This window comes from Catalinimonas alkaloidigena (genome assembly GCF_029504655.1).
Classification (GTDB): Bacteria; Bacteroidota; Bacteroidia; order Cytophagales; family Cyclobacteriaceae; genus Catalinimonas; species Catalinimonas alkaloidigena.
Window position 1 is genome coordinate 846,255 of the sequence record NZ_JAQFIL010000001.1, and the last position, 18,585, is coordinate 864,839.

An 18,585-nucleotide genomic window follows, 5' to 3' on the forward strand; every position below is an offset into this window, starting at 1 on the left:
GTAAAGCTTAGCGTAAACTCTGGCTCTTTTCGTGAGTTTAGTAATTGTATCTATACTATTACTATGAAAAAAAGAATCTGGATTCCTCTACTCATCATTGTAGTCCTGCTTATAGCTTATCTTGTCGGGCCGATGCCTCCCAACCCTACGTATTCAGAAGCATGGCCGGAATTACCATCCTCTTTAACCAACTTGGAAAAGTATATCAAAATCACTGAAGCCAAGCATGCGGTGCGAGAAGATAACCAGGCCAGAATTATTTGGCATAACAATACACCTCAGCTTAGCGAATATAGCTTTGTCTATCTTCATGGTTTTGCGGGTAGCTATCGTGACGGCTATCCACTTAATGTAAGCGTCGCCGATACTTTTAATGCTAATATTTACCTTTCTCGCTGGGCTGGTCACGGCTTAAAACCATCAGTCGCTTTAAAAAGTTTTTCAGCAGAAGCCGCCTGGGAGTCGGCTAAGGAGGCTCTCGCGATAGGGCAGCGTATTGGACGAAAAGTAATCATTATGAGTACTTCTACCGGAGGCACACTGGCACTGAAGCTGGCTTCCACCTATCCCGATTCAGTATTTGCGCTGATCAATATTTCTCCCAATATTCGGGATGATGCCTTCGGAGCATTTCTGTTGAATTCTCCCTGGGGATATGAAATTGCACATTTAGCAGCCTTGGGAGAGCATCGTAAAGTCAGGCATGAAAAAGAAATTGCTGCGCAATATTGGGACACCATATATCCAGCTGAAGCTTTGCTCAATCTTGAGGTATTAGTGACATCAACTATGCATGCGGAGACGTTCAATAAGATTAATTGTCCGATGATTACCTTATACTACTACAAAAACTTTTTGTTAGAAGATGAACATGTAGAAGTAGACCGGTACCCGGAAGTTTATCAGGCGCTTTCTACTCCCGACTCGCTGCTTAGGCTTATTGCACTCGGGGAGCCGGAAACGCACTTTATAGGCAGTGCCATCAAGTCAAAAAACTGGAGGGGTGCCCAGCAGGAAATCATCTTATTTTGTCGCCGAGTTCTAGGTATGCCTGTTTTGGCAGATTCTGCATCACAAGCTTTATAGAAACTGCCGGAGGCAGTTTCCCTGCTTATCAGGCCACTTGCGTATATTATTGTCAATCCGCGGTCAGCAAGTCATCAGGCAAATTATCCATCAGTTCTATGGCTTCTTCCGCTGACATATAAAACTGCTTGATTCTTTCCTTGTACTCCAGAGGAATATCAGTATGGTTTTGAATGAAATTTTTCTTAATCACCAGGTACTCACCCAGATTACAATGAATAGCTTGTACATCAGCAGTCCTTTCGGCTTCTATCATATACTCGCGTGAAGTGAGATAGGACCAGCCAAACTTCATCAGAGCAAAAGCACTTTTATCCTGATAATCCATGATATGGCCGAGTTCGTGGGCCAGCCAGCCAATAATTATATCTTTGGGCAATTTTTCTATCGGAATAGTATGACCTTCCATCTGAAAGTTGCGAGAAATTTTAATAACGTAATCTCTTTTACTTTTAGATTGAAAAAAACCATACCATTTAGGTTGAGCCTGCATAAAGGATTTATTGATCCTATCTTTGAACACGAAATCTATTTGTGTATTCGCCAGTTCGGGAAAATAGGATAATACTTCCGCAATCTCCTCTCTTATGATAGAAGGTGCTTTTTTGTTTTTTAAAATTTGTTTTTCACTCTCCTCAATTTTTGTCTCTACAAATTGCTTTGTTGCTACATCATGCTTATGATAAACAGTACTCGCATCGTTTTGGCCAAAATTGAAGGTAGAGAAAACTATTAACAGTAAAACTGATAAGTGTTGGAACATGCGTGGAGATATTTCAATTAACAATTCACATCATTACTGAAAAGCCAACAACATAGTCTTATTATGAGTTTATTATATGAAAAAATACCGCAACTTTTTTTTGATAAATGGGATTTTTATTCATCAAAAAGGTAAAAAAATAGCATTATTATGATTTTTTATTAGATCAAAAAATAATCATCGTAATAGAAGTTATTCTTATTTTTCACAGGCTCTATCTTTAAAAATAGTGAAAGATAACTTTTCAGTCATCACGAAAGGGCGTGGCCACGCAGAGTCATCCCGAAGGGATTCCTGCCTGATGGACTTTACCACTTGATAATGCCCCACAGAAAGTCAGTTGTTTGCTGGCTAGGGCAACTGATTGATAAAGCCCACTAGCTCGGATGGTGGCTATTCCAGTTCTTCCAGTATCTCAAGGCTCTGCTTACGGTAGGCGCTGCCTTCCGCGGATAGTTCGTTGAGGATAGCTCTGGCCTCTTCTTCCTGCTCGTTCAACAGATACGCCAGCGCCTGGTACCAATGGGCATCATTAGAAAATACAGAACTTTCGGTTTGCGCCACTTTCTCCAGATAGCCAAGAGCCTGGGCAGGGGCTTCTTCAGCCAGGAAGGAGATTCCCACATAATAGTTGAGTGTATCATTACTGGGGGCAGCTTTCAAGAGAGGCTGCCAGTAGCTTCTGGCTTCTGCATATTCTCCCAGCTTATAAGATACCATGCCTTCAGCAAAATCCGTGCTGTTGGAGTAGCCAAGGGTAGTAGGTAGGCCGGTGGCTGGAGCAAAATAGGAAGCATAGAGCGTAGCCGGTTGAGAAGGTTGCACACTGAAAAACCACCATCCGGCGAGGACAAAGAGTGCCAGAGAGGCTGCCACAGCCCAGGTGAAGTAAGAACGTCTTGATTGCATGGAGACTACAGGCGTCTCCTCCTCAAAGTGCGCTTCATGAATCTGATCCAGCATTTGACGCAATGACTCGGTTTCTATAGAAGAAATGAGTTTTTTGTGAAGTGCTACTTCCTCCCAAAGTGCTTCATCTTTTTCAAGTTCAGTCTCAAAGCTGTCCTTTTCAGAAGCTGAGAGCCTTCCGTGAATGTAATCTTCCATTTTTTCAAAAAGTTTTTCGTCCATGATGCTTATGTCAAGACTGGGTTAGCACTATTTTTTTGAGCCGCTGCATGCAACGGTACTTTTCATTTTTGGCTGAAGCCTCGCCAATAGTCATCACCTCAGCGATTTCCTGTAGGCTTTGCTTCAAAAAGTAGAAGCGTTTCAGTAAGTTCTGGCAACGTTCTCCTAACTGAGCAAACTGCTGCTGGAACTGAGACTGTTCTTCTTTGTCAATCCACTCTACCATCACCTCAGCCTCTTCCGCAGGTTCCATATACACTTCCTGTTTTACTTCGTAACGGGAGCTTGCTTTCTTCATTTTGTCCATCCATCGGAGTTTACAAATCTGTATCAGGTAAGTACTGAGCTTGACCCCTTCACGAAGCTGATAAGTGCCGGAGCGTATGTTGTTCCAAAGTGCGATAACTCCTTCCTGAAAGATGTCTTTGGCATCGTCTTCACTGCCTCTGTACTGAAATATTAACTGGCGCACTGCCGGAAAATTCTGGGTATAGAGGTATTCAAAAGCGCTTTGGTCATTTTTAAGTAATCCCTGATACAGGCTGGAGTCATCATATTCGGAGGCAGGCTTAGATTTCGTCGTCATATTTACAGTGGGTTACTCACCAGTACAGCAGGTTAAGATGAGAAAACAAACTGTAAAATATACATATAAATATTGATTTACGACTAATATGGCGCTCTTTGCGTGCCCATTCCCCGGTAAGAACTACTGTTTTGTACAGTGCCGGTAGGATACCCTCCATTATTGTAATCAGGCTGCGCATTTCCAGGAGCCTGAGTAACCGTTTGATTCTGTGGTGCTTGTCGCATGGGCTGAGCAGGTAAATTACTACGATTCATCTGCCGTTCCGGTGCATATTGTCCATTCTGAGAGGACTGAGGTGCAGCAGGAGCATAGGGTTGCTGAGTAGCATAAGGCGCTTGCTGCGGTGCTGATGAAGTAGAATCGTCCATACCATAGGCAATAACCACACCGACTACAACGATCCACAGGATAACCTTTTTGGATTTAAATCCTGAGAAATAATCTTTAAGCATTTTTTCTGAAGTTTTCATAATCTTAAGTGTTTGAATGATTGTTTCTATCAATGAATAGAGTAGGTGAGGGGAAGGTCATCATGAAAATGAGATTTTTTTTAGTCTGGCTTTCCAGCCCATGAAAGCTTCTATAAAAGCCACTTCAATCGCGTAGAATCAGCAACGCTATGAAAGCAAAAAGCCCGCGGCACAATGTCCACAGGCTTGGGGAAGATGGGTTAAGCGTAAGGTTAATAAGGGTATTCAGGCTCTATCTGCTGCCAGTCACCCTGGAGTGAATTCTGGTCAAAGCTAGGGTCATCAGTACGGTAGTAATCTCCCAGGCCATTGGTGTAATTGTAGTCATACTGTCCATCCATATGCCTCTCCTGTTCAGACCAGGGGTCATTAAAAGTGCTGCGCTCATGGATTTGGTCAATATATGCATCCTGACTGCTGTAGCCATTTGTGCTGTATGAGCCGCTATTACTCATGCTGTTCATATAGCTATTATGCTGGGCATCCCGAATCTGGTTCATTTCACTTATGTTTCTTTGGCTTGCGTCAAAAGCGGCCTGATTGTTAGCCATTCTTTGGCGGTGCGCTGCTGCGGCATTGGCACTGCGCTGCTGGTTGGCTACCGCCATCTGCTGCATTACCTGCTGGTTGATCTGATCCATACGCTGCTCATGTGCAGGATTACTTACTGTATTCTCTCCTATTTTTTTGATGATAGCCTCAGACTGCTCATAATGTTTTGTCGGAGCAAGCATAAGCGCCATAGGCATTAATGTTCCCATTTCACCCATAACAGTGGACTGGGTAAGCTTGGCAATAGCTATTTTACCTTTATATGCCTGTCCGTTTCTCTGCCCGTTTACTGCCACTTCCAGCGCGCTTACCCGCATACCCTGAGCACTCAGTTTCTGGGCCATTTTTCTAAAGTCTTTATTTTGCTCTCCCTCCTGGCTAGGGACTAAGTTAGCTACTGAAGCCTGATTTAATGTATTGTTAAGAATTAGCCCAAGCGCTTCCTGATAGGCTTGTTCAAAGCTTTTACGATTACGTACGCCGTACTCAAAAAGCTGGGCATAAGCCCGGCTCAACTCTCCTCCGGGACCGCTAATATCAAGTTTGAAGTTAATGGGGCGAGCTGTATTAGGGTCAAAAGCGATGTCTTGTTCCACTTTCCAGCCCTCAGGTAAAGTAATAGTGGAAATAGGCATTTGCAAGCCTTTATCATAAATTACGACTTTTCTGTCATCATTGGCAGAGGCAGTAAAACTTGACTGAGGATTGGCTACTTGCTGCTGGGCATTGTCCTGATATTGTCCGCTCTCACTGATGAAGCCTCCATTCTCAATATAACCTGCATCATAGCTGTTATCCTGATCATCAAAAAGAAAGAAAGAGCCGACGAGCAGAATGCCAGCGATGGCGATTATTTTTATAGTGCGAGAAAGTTCTTTAAAGGATTTCATAGTAAAGTAAATTTAGTTTTGTTATTCTGTTTATCTATCTATAGAACCAGTGGTCAGGAGGTCATCAGGCATCATCAAAAAAATTAAATTTTTTTTTACGTGGGGTTTCTGTCCAAGACAGGCCTGACTTAATTATAGCTCATCATGTTGTTGGTCGGTGTGCCCACCACCACTGAGTAATTCCATTTCCAGTCATTGTAAAGTTGCTGTGGTGCCTGAGCATAGGTCTGTCCGTTAGCAGGATCGCTTACTCGTATCAGTCCTTCTGGTGTAAGTCCTTGTAAGATGATGAAATGACCTACATTGGGATTATTACTGGGATTGACCAGGGCGATAAGTTTCCATCCATTGGCTAAAGTAGAGTACAACTGTTCGGGCGATGCCGGGTAACTCACCTCCCAGGCTCTGAACTGATAAGACTGTAGTAGCTGCACTACCTCTTTGACATGAGCAGGGCGATTCTGCGGGCTTCCGGTCAGGCGGCTCACAATTTCTGTTTGTGTCTGATTGACCTGTGCCTGGGCGAGCACACTTTGCACACAGGCAGCCCAGCACCACATTGTGTTTTCCTGTACTCTGATCTGGGCCTGCGCCTCGCTTATGATTAAGACAAATAAGAGAAGAAGCAGGTAGCTGATTTTTTTGAATGACTGGGTACTTTTCATCGTTCTGTAATTTTTTACTTGTCATTAAGTTATGGTGAATCAGTTAGCGTACTCTTTTCTCATTTTCTGAGGTAATAAGGTGTCCGTAGAAACTCTGAACCTGTTGGGATCAACGGTATAGAGCGCAGAGTGCATGCTGCTGCCTCTGTCCTCTAGCTTGTTGTTTACGTCGGGCGTATGATTTGTGAAAGCGAGTACGGCTTTTAACACTGCGATCAGGAAGAGTATGAGTATGTGCTGGCGTTTCATGGCGTGAAAGTTTAAGAAGTTTAGCTTGTCTACTGATATATAGAGGAGTGCTGAGGCTGGTCATCAGATGCTGAGGAATTTTTCATAAAAAAAAGCCACTGTATGAAACTACAGTGGCTTTGGGTGAAAGAGTGAGGCTATGGTTTAGTATGTATTGCTTTGCATATAGTTCCAATCATTATAATCTGTATAATAGCTGGAATCAGGGTGCCAGCCAATTCTCTCAGGTATATATCTATCCATTGCCCTTTGGTAAGCTTTGTATAAGTGAAGACAGTATTCTTCAAAGGCGGGATTAGCCTGATAGCTGAATGCGATTTGCTCCTCTTTTTTCAGAGTTTCAGCCAACTTGTCCTCCGGTGCAGTGACAATACCTAGTGTTATTTGGCGTAGATCGTAATAGCTAGAAGTAGGATAAACAATCCTGACCAGACCCTGATAGGCTTCGCCATCCAGTATCCCTTTGAAAGGGACTTCCAGATATTGATACGTACTGTCAATATCGATATAGGTACGCAGATAACGAGCTTCAGTGGGCTTGCCGGACCTTATCTCTTCCAGATGCATTTCATCCATAAAACCTTTCAAACTCTGCTTGAGGAGCGGCTGTAATTCCTCTTCAAAGTCTTTAAAGTCCGAGGCTTTGCCAAGCTTATAATAACCATTATAGACGTGACTCCTGATTATTTCTCCCTCAGGGCCGTTAAAACTTAGAAAAAAATTGCTAAGACTACCTCCGCTGTAAGGATCAGTGGAAATGTCCTGCTGTACCAGCCAGTTGTGAGGTATCAGGTAAGACCCCCTGATCATTTGCAGGCCACGATCATAGACCGCTACTTTTTTGACTGTGTCGTTGAGTGCCTGGTCTTCTTTCATAAAAGCAATGCTACCAAGTTTGACTGCCTCCGTATCCTGCATATTCATATCTGGCATGATAGGATAGCCGATGAACATTAAACCGAAGCAGATGGCCAATATGACTTCCGCAATGAGTAGAAAATAAGTGAAGGACTTCATAGCATAATTTCGTTTAGGAGTTCTACCCATTTATAGAAACCGAAGCACTAAGGTCATCATACGCGAAAGGTTTTTTACTGAAAATACCCCTAAAAAAAAGCCCGTGGTACAATGTCCACAGGCTTAGGGGAGATAGGTTAAGCGTAAGATTAATAAGGGTATTCAGGTTCTATCTGCTGCCAGTCACCCTGGAGTGAGTTCTGGTCAAAGCTAGGATCATTTGTGCGGTAGTAGTCTCCCAGGCCATTGGTGTAATTGTAGTCATATTGTCCATCCATATGCATCTCCTGACCAGACCAGGGGTCGTTGAAAGTACTACGCTCATGGATTTGGTCAATGAAAGCATCCTGACTGCTGTAGCCATTTGTGTTGTATGAACCACTATTTCTCATGCCATCCATAAAGCTATTATAGCTATCATCTCTTAATTGATTCATTTCACTAATATTTCTTTGGCTTGCATCAAAAGCTGCCTGGTTGTTTGCCATTCTCTGCTGATGGGCAGCACTTGAGTTAGCCATTTGCTGATTGTGGAAGTTGTTGAAGCGTTGCATAACGGTCTGTTGGATTTGTTCTCTGCGCTGCTCGTAAGCAGGGTTCAGGCTATAGCTCTCATCAATCATAGTCTTTACTTTGGTCAGAGATGCCAGCTTACCGGCAGGAGCGATTGAGCCGCTTACTGTCAGAGAACCTGCTTGTGAGCCTACTTTATTGATTTGAACGAAGCCTTCATAACGCTGACCATTGTAGTAGCCGGATACCGGAGCTTTCAGGCACTGAATCTGAGTACCGCTGTTTACGAGTCGCTGATACACTCCGAGTTTCATGAGTGTTTGCTGAGCCTTTGGATCCTGCTCCAGATTGCCCACGCGCAACTGCTCAAGCTGTAAGCCTGAAAGGGCTCTCTGCAGTCCCTGCTCAAAGCTTATGCCTGACATCGCTCCAAATTTGGTAGTACCCAAAGAGCGGATCAACTCTCCCTGAGGGCCGCTTATTTCTACATGATATCTGGCAGATTCATTGGTATTAGGATCTACGGCGATGTCCTGGCTTAGTTTCCAGTCTTCGGGAATGGTATATGTGCCTATAGGCATTTGCAAACCTTTGTCGTACAGTACGATCTTTCCGCCTTCAGAGGAAGGGTTAGAGGTGATTTGGTTGGCGGTAGCCGCAGTGGCTTGTCCGTCGTTTGAATACTGACCAGGCTCATAGACATAGCCGCCATTTTCAGCGTAGCTCTCGTCCTGATCGTCTAACATAAAAAAGCCTCCGGCGAGTATACCGCTGGCGATGATAAGTATTTTGCGGGTGCTGGATAGTTCTTTAAAAGATTTCATAGTGTTGAGGATTTAAATAGTTTGTTTACTTATCTATAGAGCCGGTCATATCAAGGTCATCATGTTTTTCTTAGAAAAGATAAAAAATATTTTACTCAATCTTTATATGTAGAGTAAGCAGTATAAAAACTAGCGCTTAAGCGATGCCTTGCGCTTTTGTAGGTGTCTGATAAAAAAGAGAGCGATTATGATGAAAATGCCCAGGCCCAGTCCTATGCTCCAGCCTGCATATTGGGTGGAGTTCAAATGGATTTCAGTATTGTCACCGGTAAGCACCAGTCCACCCCAGTAGTAAGGAGATTGTAAACTGCCTTCTGCTTTTTCTAAAAAAGAGAGCTTGGCAGCCCTTAGCGCTTCTGCTGCCGTCATATTGTCATGAAGATGCCTGTAAAAACCCTCTGCAATTTGGTTGGACTGCTGATCGTCTATGCTCCACAGACTGTAGATCACAGTAGGACATCCGGCGTAGCGGAAGGCGTGAGCGAGCGATAACACCCCTTCTCCACGGCGGTACTTCCCCAGGCCTGTTTCGCAAGCGGTAAGTACTGCCAGTTGGACATTTAGTGGCTTACTGTACAATTCGTACGCATACAGATAGCCATCCTGCTCTTGCTGAGGTTGTGGGGTGAGTGCCAGAAAACTGTAGAGTGGAGACTCATTCTGAAGGCGGGCGTGGGTACCAAAATGCAATACGCTGGCCTCATTTGCCTGAGTGAGTAAAAGCGTTTCGGTAGCCGACTGCTCAGTGAGGGAAGTGCCCCATCCTTCTTCCTGTAATTGCCTGGCAAATGCCAGGGACCAGGGGGTACGGAGCCAGCTCAAAAAGGTAGAGTCAGCTTGCTGATGCTGCGGCAGTTGATCCAGATAGTTATTTTTGAGGTCCTGAGAGAAGCCCGGTGCTATGCCTAAAACGCCCTTCCCGGCACTACCCCTGACAGTATTTGAGCCTGCTAAGCTATGGCCGTAATACACGCAGTAGTCTCTGAGGAGCCAGGGCCAGGCTGCCATCGGACTTTCTTCTGCTGTTTGATGCGTGAGTAGCGTCTCAAAGTTTAGATAATGCAAAGGCCCGTCAGCCAGAATTTTAACCGGAGCATCAGCAGGAATGTCCAGTGGCTGCCAAAGTTGTTGGTAGAGGAAATATCCTAATGCAGCCTTTTGCTTTGCTTTCCCCTCTTGCCGGTAAAGCTGCTGATACTGCTGCAGAGAATCCTGCCAGCCGGCAGGCATATTGAGCCAGCTGGTTTTCAGTTGCCTGGGCTCTATTTGCACAGTCAGTAGGGCAGAGTCCAGATCAAAATAGGCAAGCGCAGTATACTTTTGTTCAGCTAAACGAGCCTGTATTTCCTTTTTCGTCGGAGGCTGAATGGCATAGCGGGCTTCATAATACTGAGGGTAATCCTGCTTCAGCTGTTGTTGAAGTTCCTGCCAGGATTGAAGGATGGACTGTTGTTGTATAGCGATTTCGGCAGCCTCTTCATTATTCTCACTGTCCTGCTGGCGCAGCAGAGAAAAGCGGAGCTGCTCCTTTAAGACCTGGCTCCGGGCTACCAGGGAATCGGGAACCCCGGCAAAGCTTATCGCCTGTCGATCTTTGAAAGCCAGCTGTATCGTAGCGCCCCGGCTGGCCTGTATGCAGTTGAGCAATAAGTTCTCCCATACCTCCTGATCACCCTGCTCATACGCTAAAGCCCGGTGGGCCAGGACCGCACTCTGCCGGTAAAGGGTCTGTAACTGGTCGGATACCGATTCATACAGAGATGCATCATTGTAGAGGGATTGAAAAGTAGGCAGCCAATGCTGCACCGCAGTAAAAATATTGCTGGCAATATGCAGGTCTTCTTTCTTAATGTTATGGCCCTGCGCCAGAAACAAGCCCAGGTGAAAATTAACCAGGTCCAGCACTTTAGGACTGTACACACGGATTTGTAGGGTATCCAACTGCTTAAAATCAGTAATAGGCGCATTCATGCCGGAAGCGCCTCCCCAGGCCATATGCAGATAATTTCGTAAGCTATCCTGCATCTGAAGCTGCTCGTAAGCGATGGCCAACTGAAGCAGGTTTTCCTGAGCGTGGTGGTGAGTAAGCCCAAATTTCTGATGATAGATGTTGAAGGCTTTTTTCCAGTAGGAGATAGCTTGTGCCTGTTGATCAAGCTCCCAGGCGATGCTGCCTAATTCATAAAGCGCATCTGCCCGTTTAGGATGATCAGCCCCTACTGTCTCTGCCCGTATTTGCTCCGACTGTGCAAAATAGCTTTTAGCCTGCTGCCAGTCCTTTCTTTCCTCTGCGATAAGCCCCAGGTTAAAAAAGCTTTGCGCGATTTCAGCGGTCTCAGTCTTGTATAAGTCTCTTTTTTCTGCCAAAGCCGCCGAAAACATAGAATCTGCTTTTACATATTGTTCCTGCTGATAATAGGCTGCTCCCAGTGCATCCCTGATGTTGGCACGCTGATAATCGGGATAGCTGATGAGGGTATCCGCGATTTCCCAGGCTTGCAGGTAGTACGATTCCGCCGTTTTGCTTTCGTTGAGGTTGAGGTACAAAAGCCCCAGGTTGACATAGTTTTGTGCCAGGGGCAGATATCTTTCTCCTTTTCGGTTGGAAACGATGGCTTTCAGCAAAAAGGTTTTGGCCTGCTGAGGATCACCCATATCCAGTAAATGGGTGCTATAGTTATTGGCGAGTACTGCAATATGGGGATGTTCTTCCGGGAGGTGGTGTTGGAGGATGGTCCAGGCTTCAGCGATGGCTGCCTCTGCCTCCTCCAGCTTTCCCAGGGCCGAGAGAATGATGTAAAGTGTATTGGCGCTGTAACCCAGTTCCTTATCTACCGGGTCCAGCACATTTTTTCTCAACTGATGCGCATGCTTCACCCACTTTTCCGCTTCTCCATAAGCTCCGGCCTGCATAGACATAAAGCCTTTCAGTTCATAGTACTTTGCCAGCTGGAAAGAGTCTGTGGCTGCTCTTCCGAGTTCTGTGTCTATACTTTTGCGGGAGTATTCCATGGCCTGCTCCAGATCCCCTTCGCCCATATAGGTGTAGCCAATCTCATGGTATACCTTGCTCAGCAATGAAGGGTTAAGGGTGAGTGCTGAGGCAGACAAAATACCTTCCAGTATGCTTCTTCCCTCATCATATGCATACTGCTGAATGTAGCACTTTGCCTCCCAGTATTGGTAAAAAACTAAGCTGTCATTTTGTTCTTCAGATTGTTGATATGTAGCCAGTTGATGATAGGCTTCAGCGGCCTCGGCATAGCTTCCCTGCTGGTACAAATTATCGGCATACTCGCGTGAAACGTTTTGTGCAAAACAATGACTGTTGGCCAGTAAGAAAAGGAAGGTCAGCACCCAAAATAGCCTGCTATGGTTTTGATGGCATTGTTTCACATCCTAAGAAACTAAATTGAAGCTATATTCGCAATAGTTTACAGCTGAACGTTCAGGATAAAGGCAGATTATTATTAGCTAAAAAAACTAAAACCTGATTATCAAGTCCGATCCTGAAAAGTGTGCTGGAGTTTAATGAGAAGAAAATAGTAGGGCGGGAATTCAGGGATGTCTATACTTTTTTTCCTGAGCATCATATTTATAAGGCAGTCTTGAGGAAGGTCAGTGACAGGAATGGTACAATCGGCAACGCTTTGCTCAAAAGGTATTGCATCGTGCTTGACTATGCCTAAGAGACCATCTACACAAAGGAAGATCATGGCGAAAGACCTGGCTTTACAAAACTCTTTGCCGAGAATGTCAAATAATAATGCTCAACAGAGAAATAGAAAAAACACATAAATTCCTCAAGCAATCTATTCATTTGTACCTAAACCTGCTTTGAATTATCTTACCGGCTTACTAACTGCCCAACTATGAAAAGCTATTGTTTTCTGCTGCTATTTATTGCTTTTGTAATATCGTGTAAACAAAATCAGGAAGAATCAAGAATAAAAGCCTGGAAGGCTCAGGCTGAGAATATTAGCATCATACGCGATGATTTTGGTGTACCTCATATCTATGGCAAGACGGATGCGGACGCGGTTTTTGGAATGATTTACGCTCAGTGCGAAGATGACTTCAATAGGGTAGAGATGAATTATATTACGGCTATCGGACGACTGGCAGAAGTGGAAGGGGAGGAAGCACTTTTTAATGATCTGCGTGCCCGGCTTTACATGACCGAAGCCGAAGCCAAGGCCTACTACGAAGCTAGTCCTGACTGGCTCAAAAAACTTTGTGATGCCTTTGCGGATGGTGCCAATTACTATCTGCATACCCATCCTGAAGTGCAGCCCAGACTGATCACCCGCTTTGAACCCTGGATGCCTATGTACTTCAGCGAAGGTTCCATCGGAGGAGATATTGAAAGAATCTCTACCAGAAGGCTTCAGGCATTCTATGAAGAAAACCAATCGCTGGCCCTGAATGAATTTGGAGATGGGCTGGTACATCCCGATCCTTTTGAAGAACCCCAGGGTTCCAATGGTTTTGCAATTTCTCCGGAACTCACTAAGTCGGGAAATGCCATGTTGCTGATTAACCCGCATACCTCATTTTTCTTCAGAGGTGAGACGCATATGGTCAGTGAAGAAGGACTGAATGCTTACGGTGCCGTTACCTGGGGGCAGTTTTTTGTCTATCAGGGCTTCAACGAAAAGACTGGCTGGATGCATACTTCTACCCGCACAGACTGTATAGATGAGTTTCTGGAAACTGTAGTGGAAGAAGATGGGCAGCTCATGTATAAGTATGGAGATGAAATGAGGCCGGTAGAAGTATCGGAAGTAAGCCTTTTTTATAAAGATGGAGAAGAGGTAAAAAGCAGGACTTTCCCGATGTACCGCACACACCATGGCCCAATCGTCAGGAAGCAGGACGAGCATTGGGTAGCGACCAGCATCATGTGGAAACCCATAGAGGCGTTTACACAATCCTACACCCGCACCAAAACTACTGGCTATGACTCTTTTCATGAGATGATGGCCATCAGTACCAACTCTTCAAACAATACGGTCTATGCTGATGCTGAAGGAAACATCGCTTACTATCATGGAAATTTTGTGCCTAAAAGAGACACCAGCTTCAACTATGCTCAGCCAGTGGACGGCAGCAACCCGGCTACCGACTGGCAGGAACCTCATCCGCTCAGCGAGCAGCTTACCCTACTGAATCCACAGAATGGCTGGATACAGAACTGTAATTCCACGCCTTTCACCGCCGCAGCAGAGTTCAGCCCCAGGCGGGAAGACTTTCCTGCTTACCTGGCTCCTGATGATGAAAATTTCCGAGGCATACAGGCGGTAAGGGTTTTGACAGGCCAAAAAGATGTTACGCTGGATAAACTCATTAAGGTCGCTTATGATCCTTATCTGACTGCTTTTGAGATGTTGATTCCCGGCCTGCTGGAAGCTTATGATGGGGCAGGGCAGGATATGCCTGAGCTAAGTGCAGCGATTGATACACTCAGAAATTGGGATTATACCGTTTCTGGAAATTCAGTAGCCATGTCATTGGCTGTCTACTATGGGCAGCACTATCTGAAGGCGTCTACCGCACCTGAAGGTTTGAATTATATTGAAAGGGTTGCCTATTACGGAGAAGGGTCTCCTTATAAGGAGCGTTTACAAATCTTTGCTGAAGCCAGGCAAAATCTGGAAGATGACTTTGGGCAGTGGCAAACCGAATGGCGGGAGATCAACCGTTATCAGCGGTTGAACGGTGATATTCAGCAGCCTTTTGACGATGATAAACCCAGTGTAGGTGTACCCATGGCTTCTTCCCGCTGGGGTGCTTTAGCCTCATTTGGCGCACGTACTTATCCGGGCACCAAGCGGATGTACGGAACTTCAGGCAACAGCTTCGTGGCCGTGGTAGAGTTTGGCGATAAAGTAAAAGCCAAGAGCCTGCTGGCGGGAGGGCAAAGTGGCGACCCCAACTCCCCGCACTTTGACGATCAGGTAGATATGTATGTGGATGCTGAGTTCAAAGATGTCGCTTATTACCGCGAAGATGTAGAGGCCAGGGCTGCGAAGACCTATTATCCGGGACAAATAAAGGAATAGCTTCTTCGCCCCGGAAGGTATTCAGACGTTTATTTCTGCGCATGACATACCTGATGTACAAAGCGCAGCTTTTCAATCACAGGAGGCGGTATCACAAAAGGGTACATATCCGCTTGTCCCATGCTTCGATTGATGCTGTTCATCGCAAAAGTGAGTGGCAACCATAAATTGATGATATCGTCAAAGTTTGTCAGTGTGTAGGGATTGATATCCATATTGGCATCCATACTATCATCTTGTTCGGCCGCCTGGGGAGAAACCTGTAAGCCGAAAGCGTAGGCAGTTTCCAGTGTGTCTAAGAGATGGAGGTAATGAGCCCAGGTCTCTGCCCAGTCTTCCCAGGGGTGGGCAGTAGCATATTCGCTGATAAAATTCTCCTTCCAGTTTGAGGGAGGCCCTTGTTGATAATGCCTTTTGAGTGCTTCGCTATAATCCTGGCGCTCATCGCCAAATAAACTGCGAAATGAAGAAAGAAAGTTAGAGTTGGCAATGAGCCTGTCCCAATAGTAATGTCCGACCTCGTGCCTGAAATGTCCGAGCAGGGTACGGTAAGGCTCTCCCATCTCCTCACGCCTTTTGGCACGCTCAGCGTCATCAGCTTCGGCAATGTTGAGTGTGATTAACCCTTGGTCATGTCCGGTAAGCACTGCTTCTTGCCGATCTGCTTTGAAGTCAAAGGCTAAGCCGGTTTCAGACTGTTGGGTTTTGCTTATAAGCGGAAGGTGTAAGCATAACAAAGTGTAGATCAGCCGGTGTTTTGCTAATTCCATCTTTTGCCAAAGCTGCATATGGTTTGCTTCCTGTAAATTAGGTATTGTATGATTCAATTGGCATGCTTCGCAAAAAGGATCTTCTTGCTTAACAGGAATTAACCAGTTGCAAGCCTGATGCTGCGCATTCTCACAGTAACGGTACTGCTCAGACTTTCTGGGCAGGCTAAAGGTATTGCCAGGCTGAGCAGGTAGCGTGTACAGCTCCATGTCCTCTGCCAAAAAACCAAGTGTGCTTCCACAGCTTTCGCAGCGAGTATTTTCAAAATACAACAACTGCCCACATTGCTTACAGGTGAATAATTTCATATGGCTAAAAATTGAAGGCCTATAATGTAAATACTGAATATAAGCGGTAAATATCAGATTAAGTTTGATATTTCCTGTAAATATTTTTAAGTGGGCAAATGCTCATTATAATGATGCTGAGTAAACCTTAATTTTCATGTTAATACAGGTTAAACGCATTTAATTTTTAGTCAAGTTTTTAAGAATGTTTAGCAGATAATTATCATCCCAACCTGCTGTCTTTCTTCTGTTCTTCACGCTTTCCTTATCTTGAACTTGATTGAGCAGTTGCAGAGCTAACTTCCGAGCGGTTGTCATATTCTCAGCAGCATTGCCTGTTTTAGTTCTACTCATATCTTCTCGGAATACAACATCAAGTTTCCAATGCAGATGATTTTCAATGCTCCAATGATTTCTAATGAGTTTATTAAACTCTTTAGCAGTAACCTCTAAACTGCTTAAATAGAAGCGGTTTTCATAGGTAATTTTTCCACCCTTTTCCCGGTTTGCTTCCACCATTATGATTGACTTTAAATGTTTCCATTCTGATAAATCATCTAGTAATGCAAGCTGGGTTTCCACATAACAGACTCTCTTCTCAATGCGGCCACTACCAAAATCTATCCACTCATCAAAGCACATATGCTTTTTTCTTTTACTCATCCAGTCTGTAATCTGCTCATACATATGCTTATGATCTTTCTTGATAGCTATCAAATAGTCTCCTCCTTTCTCTATAATTAAATCGCACGGCGAACCGTCTGCATTCTTGAGCTGGCAACCGGCTGCATCACTGCTCACTAAGGAGCCTTCCAAATCCAAAGACTTCAACAATTCAGGAATAGCGGTCTTTTCATTGCTTTTAGCATCTACTTTTTCCTGACCTAATATCAAGTGGTGTTCGGCTACCCAGGCACTTAATATACAAATGCCGCTCTTCTTAAAGCCTGACTTTGCTGTACCGCAAAGCACCTTACCATCCACGTTGATTTGGACAATACTACTTTTGATAAACCCTAATAACTCCTTAGACCAACGATACAGGCAACCTCCAAAAGCTGATTTGTCCATATATTTGAACACGCGATTAAAAGTGTCATGAGAGGGAATACCATTCGGTAGCTCTAAAAATCCTCTCAAGAATACCTCCTTTCGTTTACCATAGGCTTCTATCTCTTCAAAATCATCTGCTCCACTTACTATCGCACATAAGGCTATGACTAAAATATCTACCAGATTATGCTTCTTGCGCCGATTTATCCTAAAATCAGGAACGCTTCCAAAAACCTTTTGCCAATTCATCTGGCAAAGTTAGCTCTCTCCTCTTTTTTTACATACGTTTAAATGCGTTTAACCTGATGTTAATAGAAGTTTTACCCTTGCTAATCAAGATATGTTAACTGTGTAATGGCGAGAACAAAGGAAATAAAAGGAGCTTGAAAGTATCTAAGCTTTCAAGATTATAGGCAGATGATTCCAAGCCAATAAAAAATATAATTCCTTGAGAGCAATAGGTAATACTTCAGTGGGGAGTTATTTAAATTCTGCCATGACCGGCAGGTGATCGCTTAAAGCAAAAGAGCGCTCATCCAGGAGGTTGGTGCGGAAGTTACCTTCATACATAACTTTACAGCGCAGTAGTCTTTTGCCCAATGCTTCATTTACCCAAATGTAGTCTACCGTTCGGTTAGGAACAGTGCTTTTAATGGTATTCCTTTGTTCCACTCCTTTAGCCATATAACAGTCTTTGAGCCCTGCTTCTTTCCATCGCGCATACTCATTTTGTATTGGCTCATGATTGAGGTCTCCCTGAAAGATAAAGTTGCGTTTATCTTTTGCATCAGCCTTAATCACTTTCAGCACTTCTTTCACCTCCTGCTCACGAATTACATCATCACTGGGATGCAAATGAGCGCTGTAGATCATCAGTTCTTCATCAGCAGTTTTGAGCAGGGCTTTGCCCCAATGCCGGGAAAAAAGATCACCGGGTTCTTTTTTTTCCACCAAGGGGCAGTTTTGGGTGGAGACAATTTCAAATTTAGTCAGCAAGGCTCCCGGAAATCCGCCGGGGAAATAAGTGTAGTCCATGTCTAGTTTTCGGGCCACTTTGCTCACCTCACTTTCAGCAGGCGCTTCCTGAAAAGTAATAATATCCGGGCGATATATGGCCATCTCTAAGGCCATCCTTTCAGGCATTTGAGCATGTACATCTTTTAAAATAAACTGTGTGTCGTCTGTCTTGGGATAGCCCTGAAAGGCATATACATTATAGGTGATGGTGGTAATCTTTTTTTTAGGAAACCATTGCCAGCTTCTGGCTGACAGCGTGCCGGATGCCATAGCTAAATTGGTTAGGGTGAATAATGTGTTTTCAATAAATTTCCGTCTTTTCATGCCTGTATTTTATGCGGGTTTCACCTAAATGTCGAAGACTTAGAAGCTGTTTGAATTAGTTTCTTTACGCTACAAACACGTCTTTTGAGCTACAACTTTGTTGCTTTTTCGGCCCGTAGCTTTGGCTACGCCCTTCAAAAGTGCCTCGTTTCGCCTCAAAACTCATTGTTTTCGCTAGTAAATAAATAACTCAAACAGCTTCTGAAAACAACTAATCGCTTTCACAATTGTCACTCAGCTTATGCGCTTTAAGATAGTAGTATACCTCTTTTGGTCTGGCAATCAAAAAATAATAATTTGTATTTTAGAAACGAGAAGCTTT

The 18,585-nt window shown here is 44.4% G+C and carries 15 protein-coding genes; 2 read left to right on the forward strand and 13 right to left on the reverse strand.

Going from position 1 to position 18,585, the window contains the following annotated elements; all coding sequences use genetic code 11:
• The first annotated feature begins 63 nt into the window (after positions 1-63).
• Positions 64-1,086, forward strand: a complete 1,023-nt coding sequence (locus tag OKW21_RS03510; protein WP_277477334.1) for an alpha/beta hydrolase — start codon at positions 64-66, stop codon at positions 1,084-1,086.
• Positions 1,087-1,138: 52 nt separating this feature from the next.
• Here the strand turns inward: OKW21_RS03510 and OKW21_RS03515 are convergent, their stop codons facing one another.
• The 10 genes from OKW21_RS03515 to OKW21_RS03560 form a co-directional block, all read right to left on the reverse strand.
• A complete protein-coding gene (locus OKW21_RS03515; protein ID WP_277477336.1) occupies positions 1,139-1,849 on the reverse strand; it encodes a hypothetical protein in 711 nt (236 codons plus the stop codon).
• Between the two features lie 393 nt (positions 1,850-2,242).
• The gene (locus OKW21_RS03520) at positions 2,243-2,980 is read right to left on the reverse strand and encodes a tetratricopeptide repeat protein (RefSeq protein ID WP_277477338.1); all 738 of its coding nucleotides are present in this window, start codon (positions 2,978-2,980) and stop codon (positions 2,243-2,245) included.
• Between the two features lie 10 nt (positions 2,981-2,990).
• Entirely contained in the window at positions 2,991-3,566 is a 576-nt protein-coding gene (locus OKW21_RS03525; RefSeq protein ID WP_277477340.1) for an RNA polymerase sigma factor, read from the reverse strand.
• Between the two features lie 83 nt (positions 3,567-3,649).
• Entirely contained in the window at positions 3,650-4,039 is a 390-nt protein-coding gene (locus OKW21_RS03530) for a hypothetical protein (RefSeq protein WP_277477342.1), read from the reverse strand.
• 212 nt (positions 4,040-4,251) lie between these two features.
• Positions 4,252-5,481 carry a hypothetical protein gene (locus OKW21_RS03535; protein ID WP_277477345.1) on the reverse strand — a complete coding sequence of 410 codons (1,230 nt, stop codon included), beginning with the start codon at positions 5,479-5,481 and terminating at the stop codon, positions 4,252-4,254.
• A gap of 128 nt (positions 5,482-5,609) precedes the next feature.
• Positions 5,610-6,146, reverse strand: a complete 537-nt coding sequence (locus OKW21_RS03540; RefSeq protein ID WP_277477347.1) for a papain-like cysteine protease family protein — start codon at positions 6,144-6,146, stop codon at positions 5,610-5,612.
• A gap of 39 nt (positions 6,147-6,185) precedes the next feature.
• On the reverse strand, positions 6,186-6,395 hold the full coding sequence (locus tag OKW21_RS03545) for a hypothetical protein (RefSeq protein ID WP_277477348.1): 210 nt from the start codon (positions 6,393-6,395) through the stop codon (positions 6,186-6,188).
• A gap of 144 nt (positions 6,396-6,539) precedes the next feature.
• Entirely contained in the window at positions 6,540-7,412 is an 873-nt protein-coding gene (locus OKW21_RS03550; protein ID WP_277477350.1) for a hypothetical protein, read from the reverse strand.
• Between the two features lie 149 nt (positions 7,413-7,561).
• Positions 7,562-8,749, reverse strand: a complete 1,188-nt coding sequence (locus OKW21_RS03555) for a hypothetical protein (protein ID WP_277477352.1) — start codon at positions 8,747-8,749, stop codon at positions 7,562-7,564.
• Between the two features lie 129 nt (positions 8,750-8,878).
• Entirely contained in the window at positions 8,879-12,145 is a 3,267-nt protein-coding gene (locus tag OKW21_RS03560; protein ID WP_277477354.1) for a CHAT domain-containing protein, read from the reverse strand.
• Between the two features lie 476 nt (positions 12,146-12,621).
• On the opposite strand from OKW21_RS03560, the gene OKW21_RS03565 reads away from it, so the two are divergent.
• Complete coding sequence (locus OKW21_RS03565; protein ID WP_277477357.1) at positions 12,622-14,811, forward strand: acylase; 2,190 nt, start codon at positions 12,622-12,624, stop codon at positions 14,809-14,811.
• 29 nt (positions 14,812-14,840) lie between these two features.
• Here OKW21_RS03565 and OKW21_RS03570 read toward each other — a convergent pair whose 3' ends face one another.
• The 3 genes from OKW21_RS03570 to OKW21_RS03580 all read right to left on the reverse strand — a co-directional run bounded on the left by OKW21_RS03570 (position 14,841) and on the right by OKW21_RS03580 (position 18,263).
• The gene (locus OKW21_RS03570; RefSeq protein WP_277477360.1) at positions 14,841-15,890 is read right to left on the reverse strand and encodes a zinc-binding metallopeptidase family protein; all 1,050 of its coding nucleotides are present in this window, start codon (positions 15,888-15,890) and stop codon (positions 14,841-14,843) included.
• 159 nt (positions 15,891-16,049) lie between these two features.
• Positions 16,050-17,171, reverse strand: coding sequence for an ISAs1 family transposase (locus OKW21_RS03575; protein WP_277477362.1), 1,122 nt, complete (start codon positions 17,169-17,171; stop codon positions 16,050-16,052).
• Positions 17,172-17,402: 231 nt separating this feature from the next.
• A complete protein-coding gene (locus tag OKW21_RS03580; protein ID WP_277477364.1) occupies positions 17,403-18,263 on the reverse strand; it encodes an endonuclease/exonuclease/phosphatase family protein in 861 nt (286 codons plus the stop codon).
• Between the last annotated feature and the right edge of the window lie 322 nt (positions 18,264-18,585).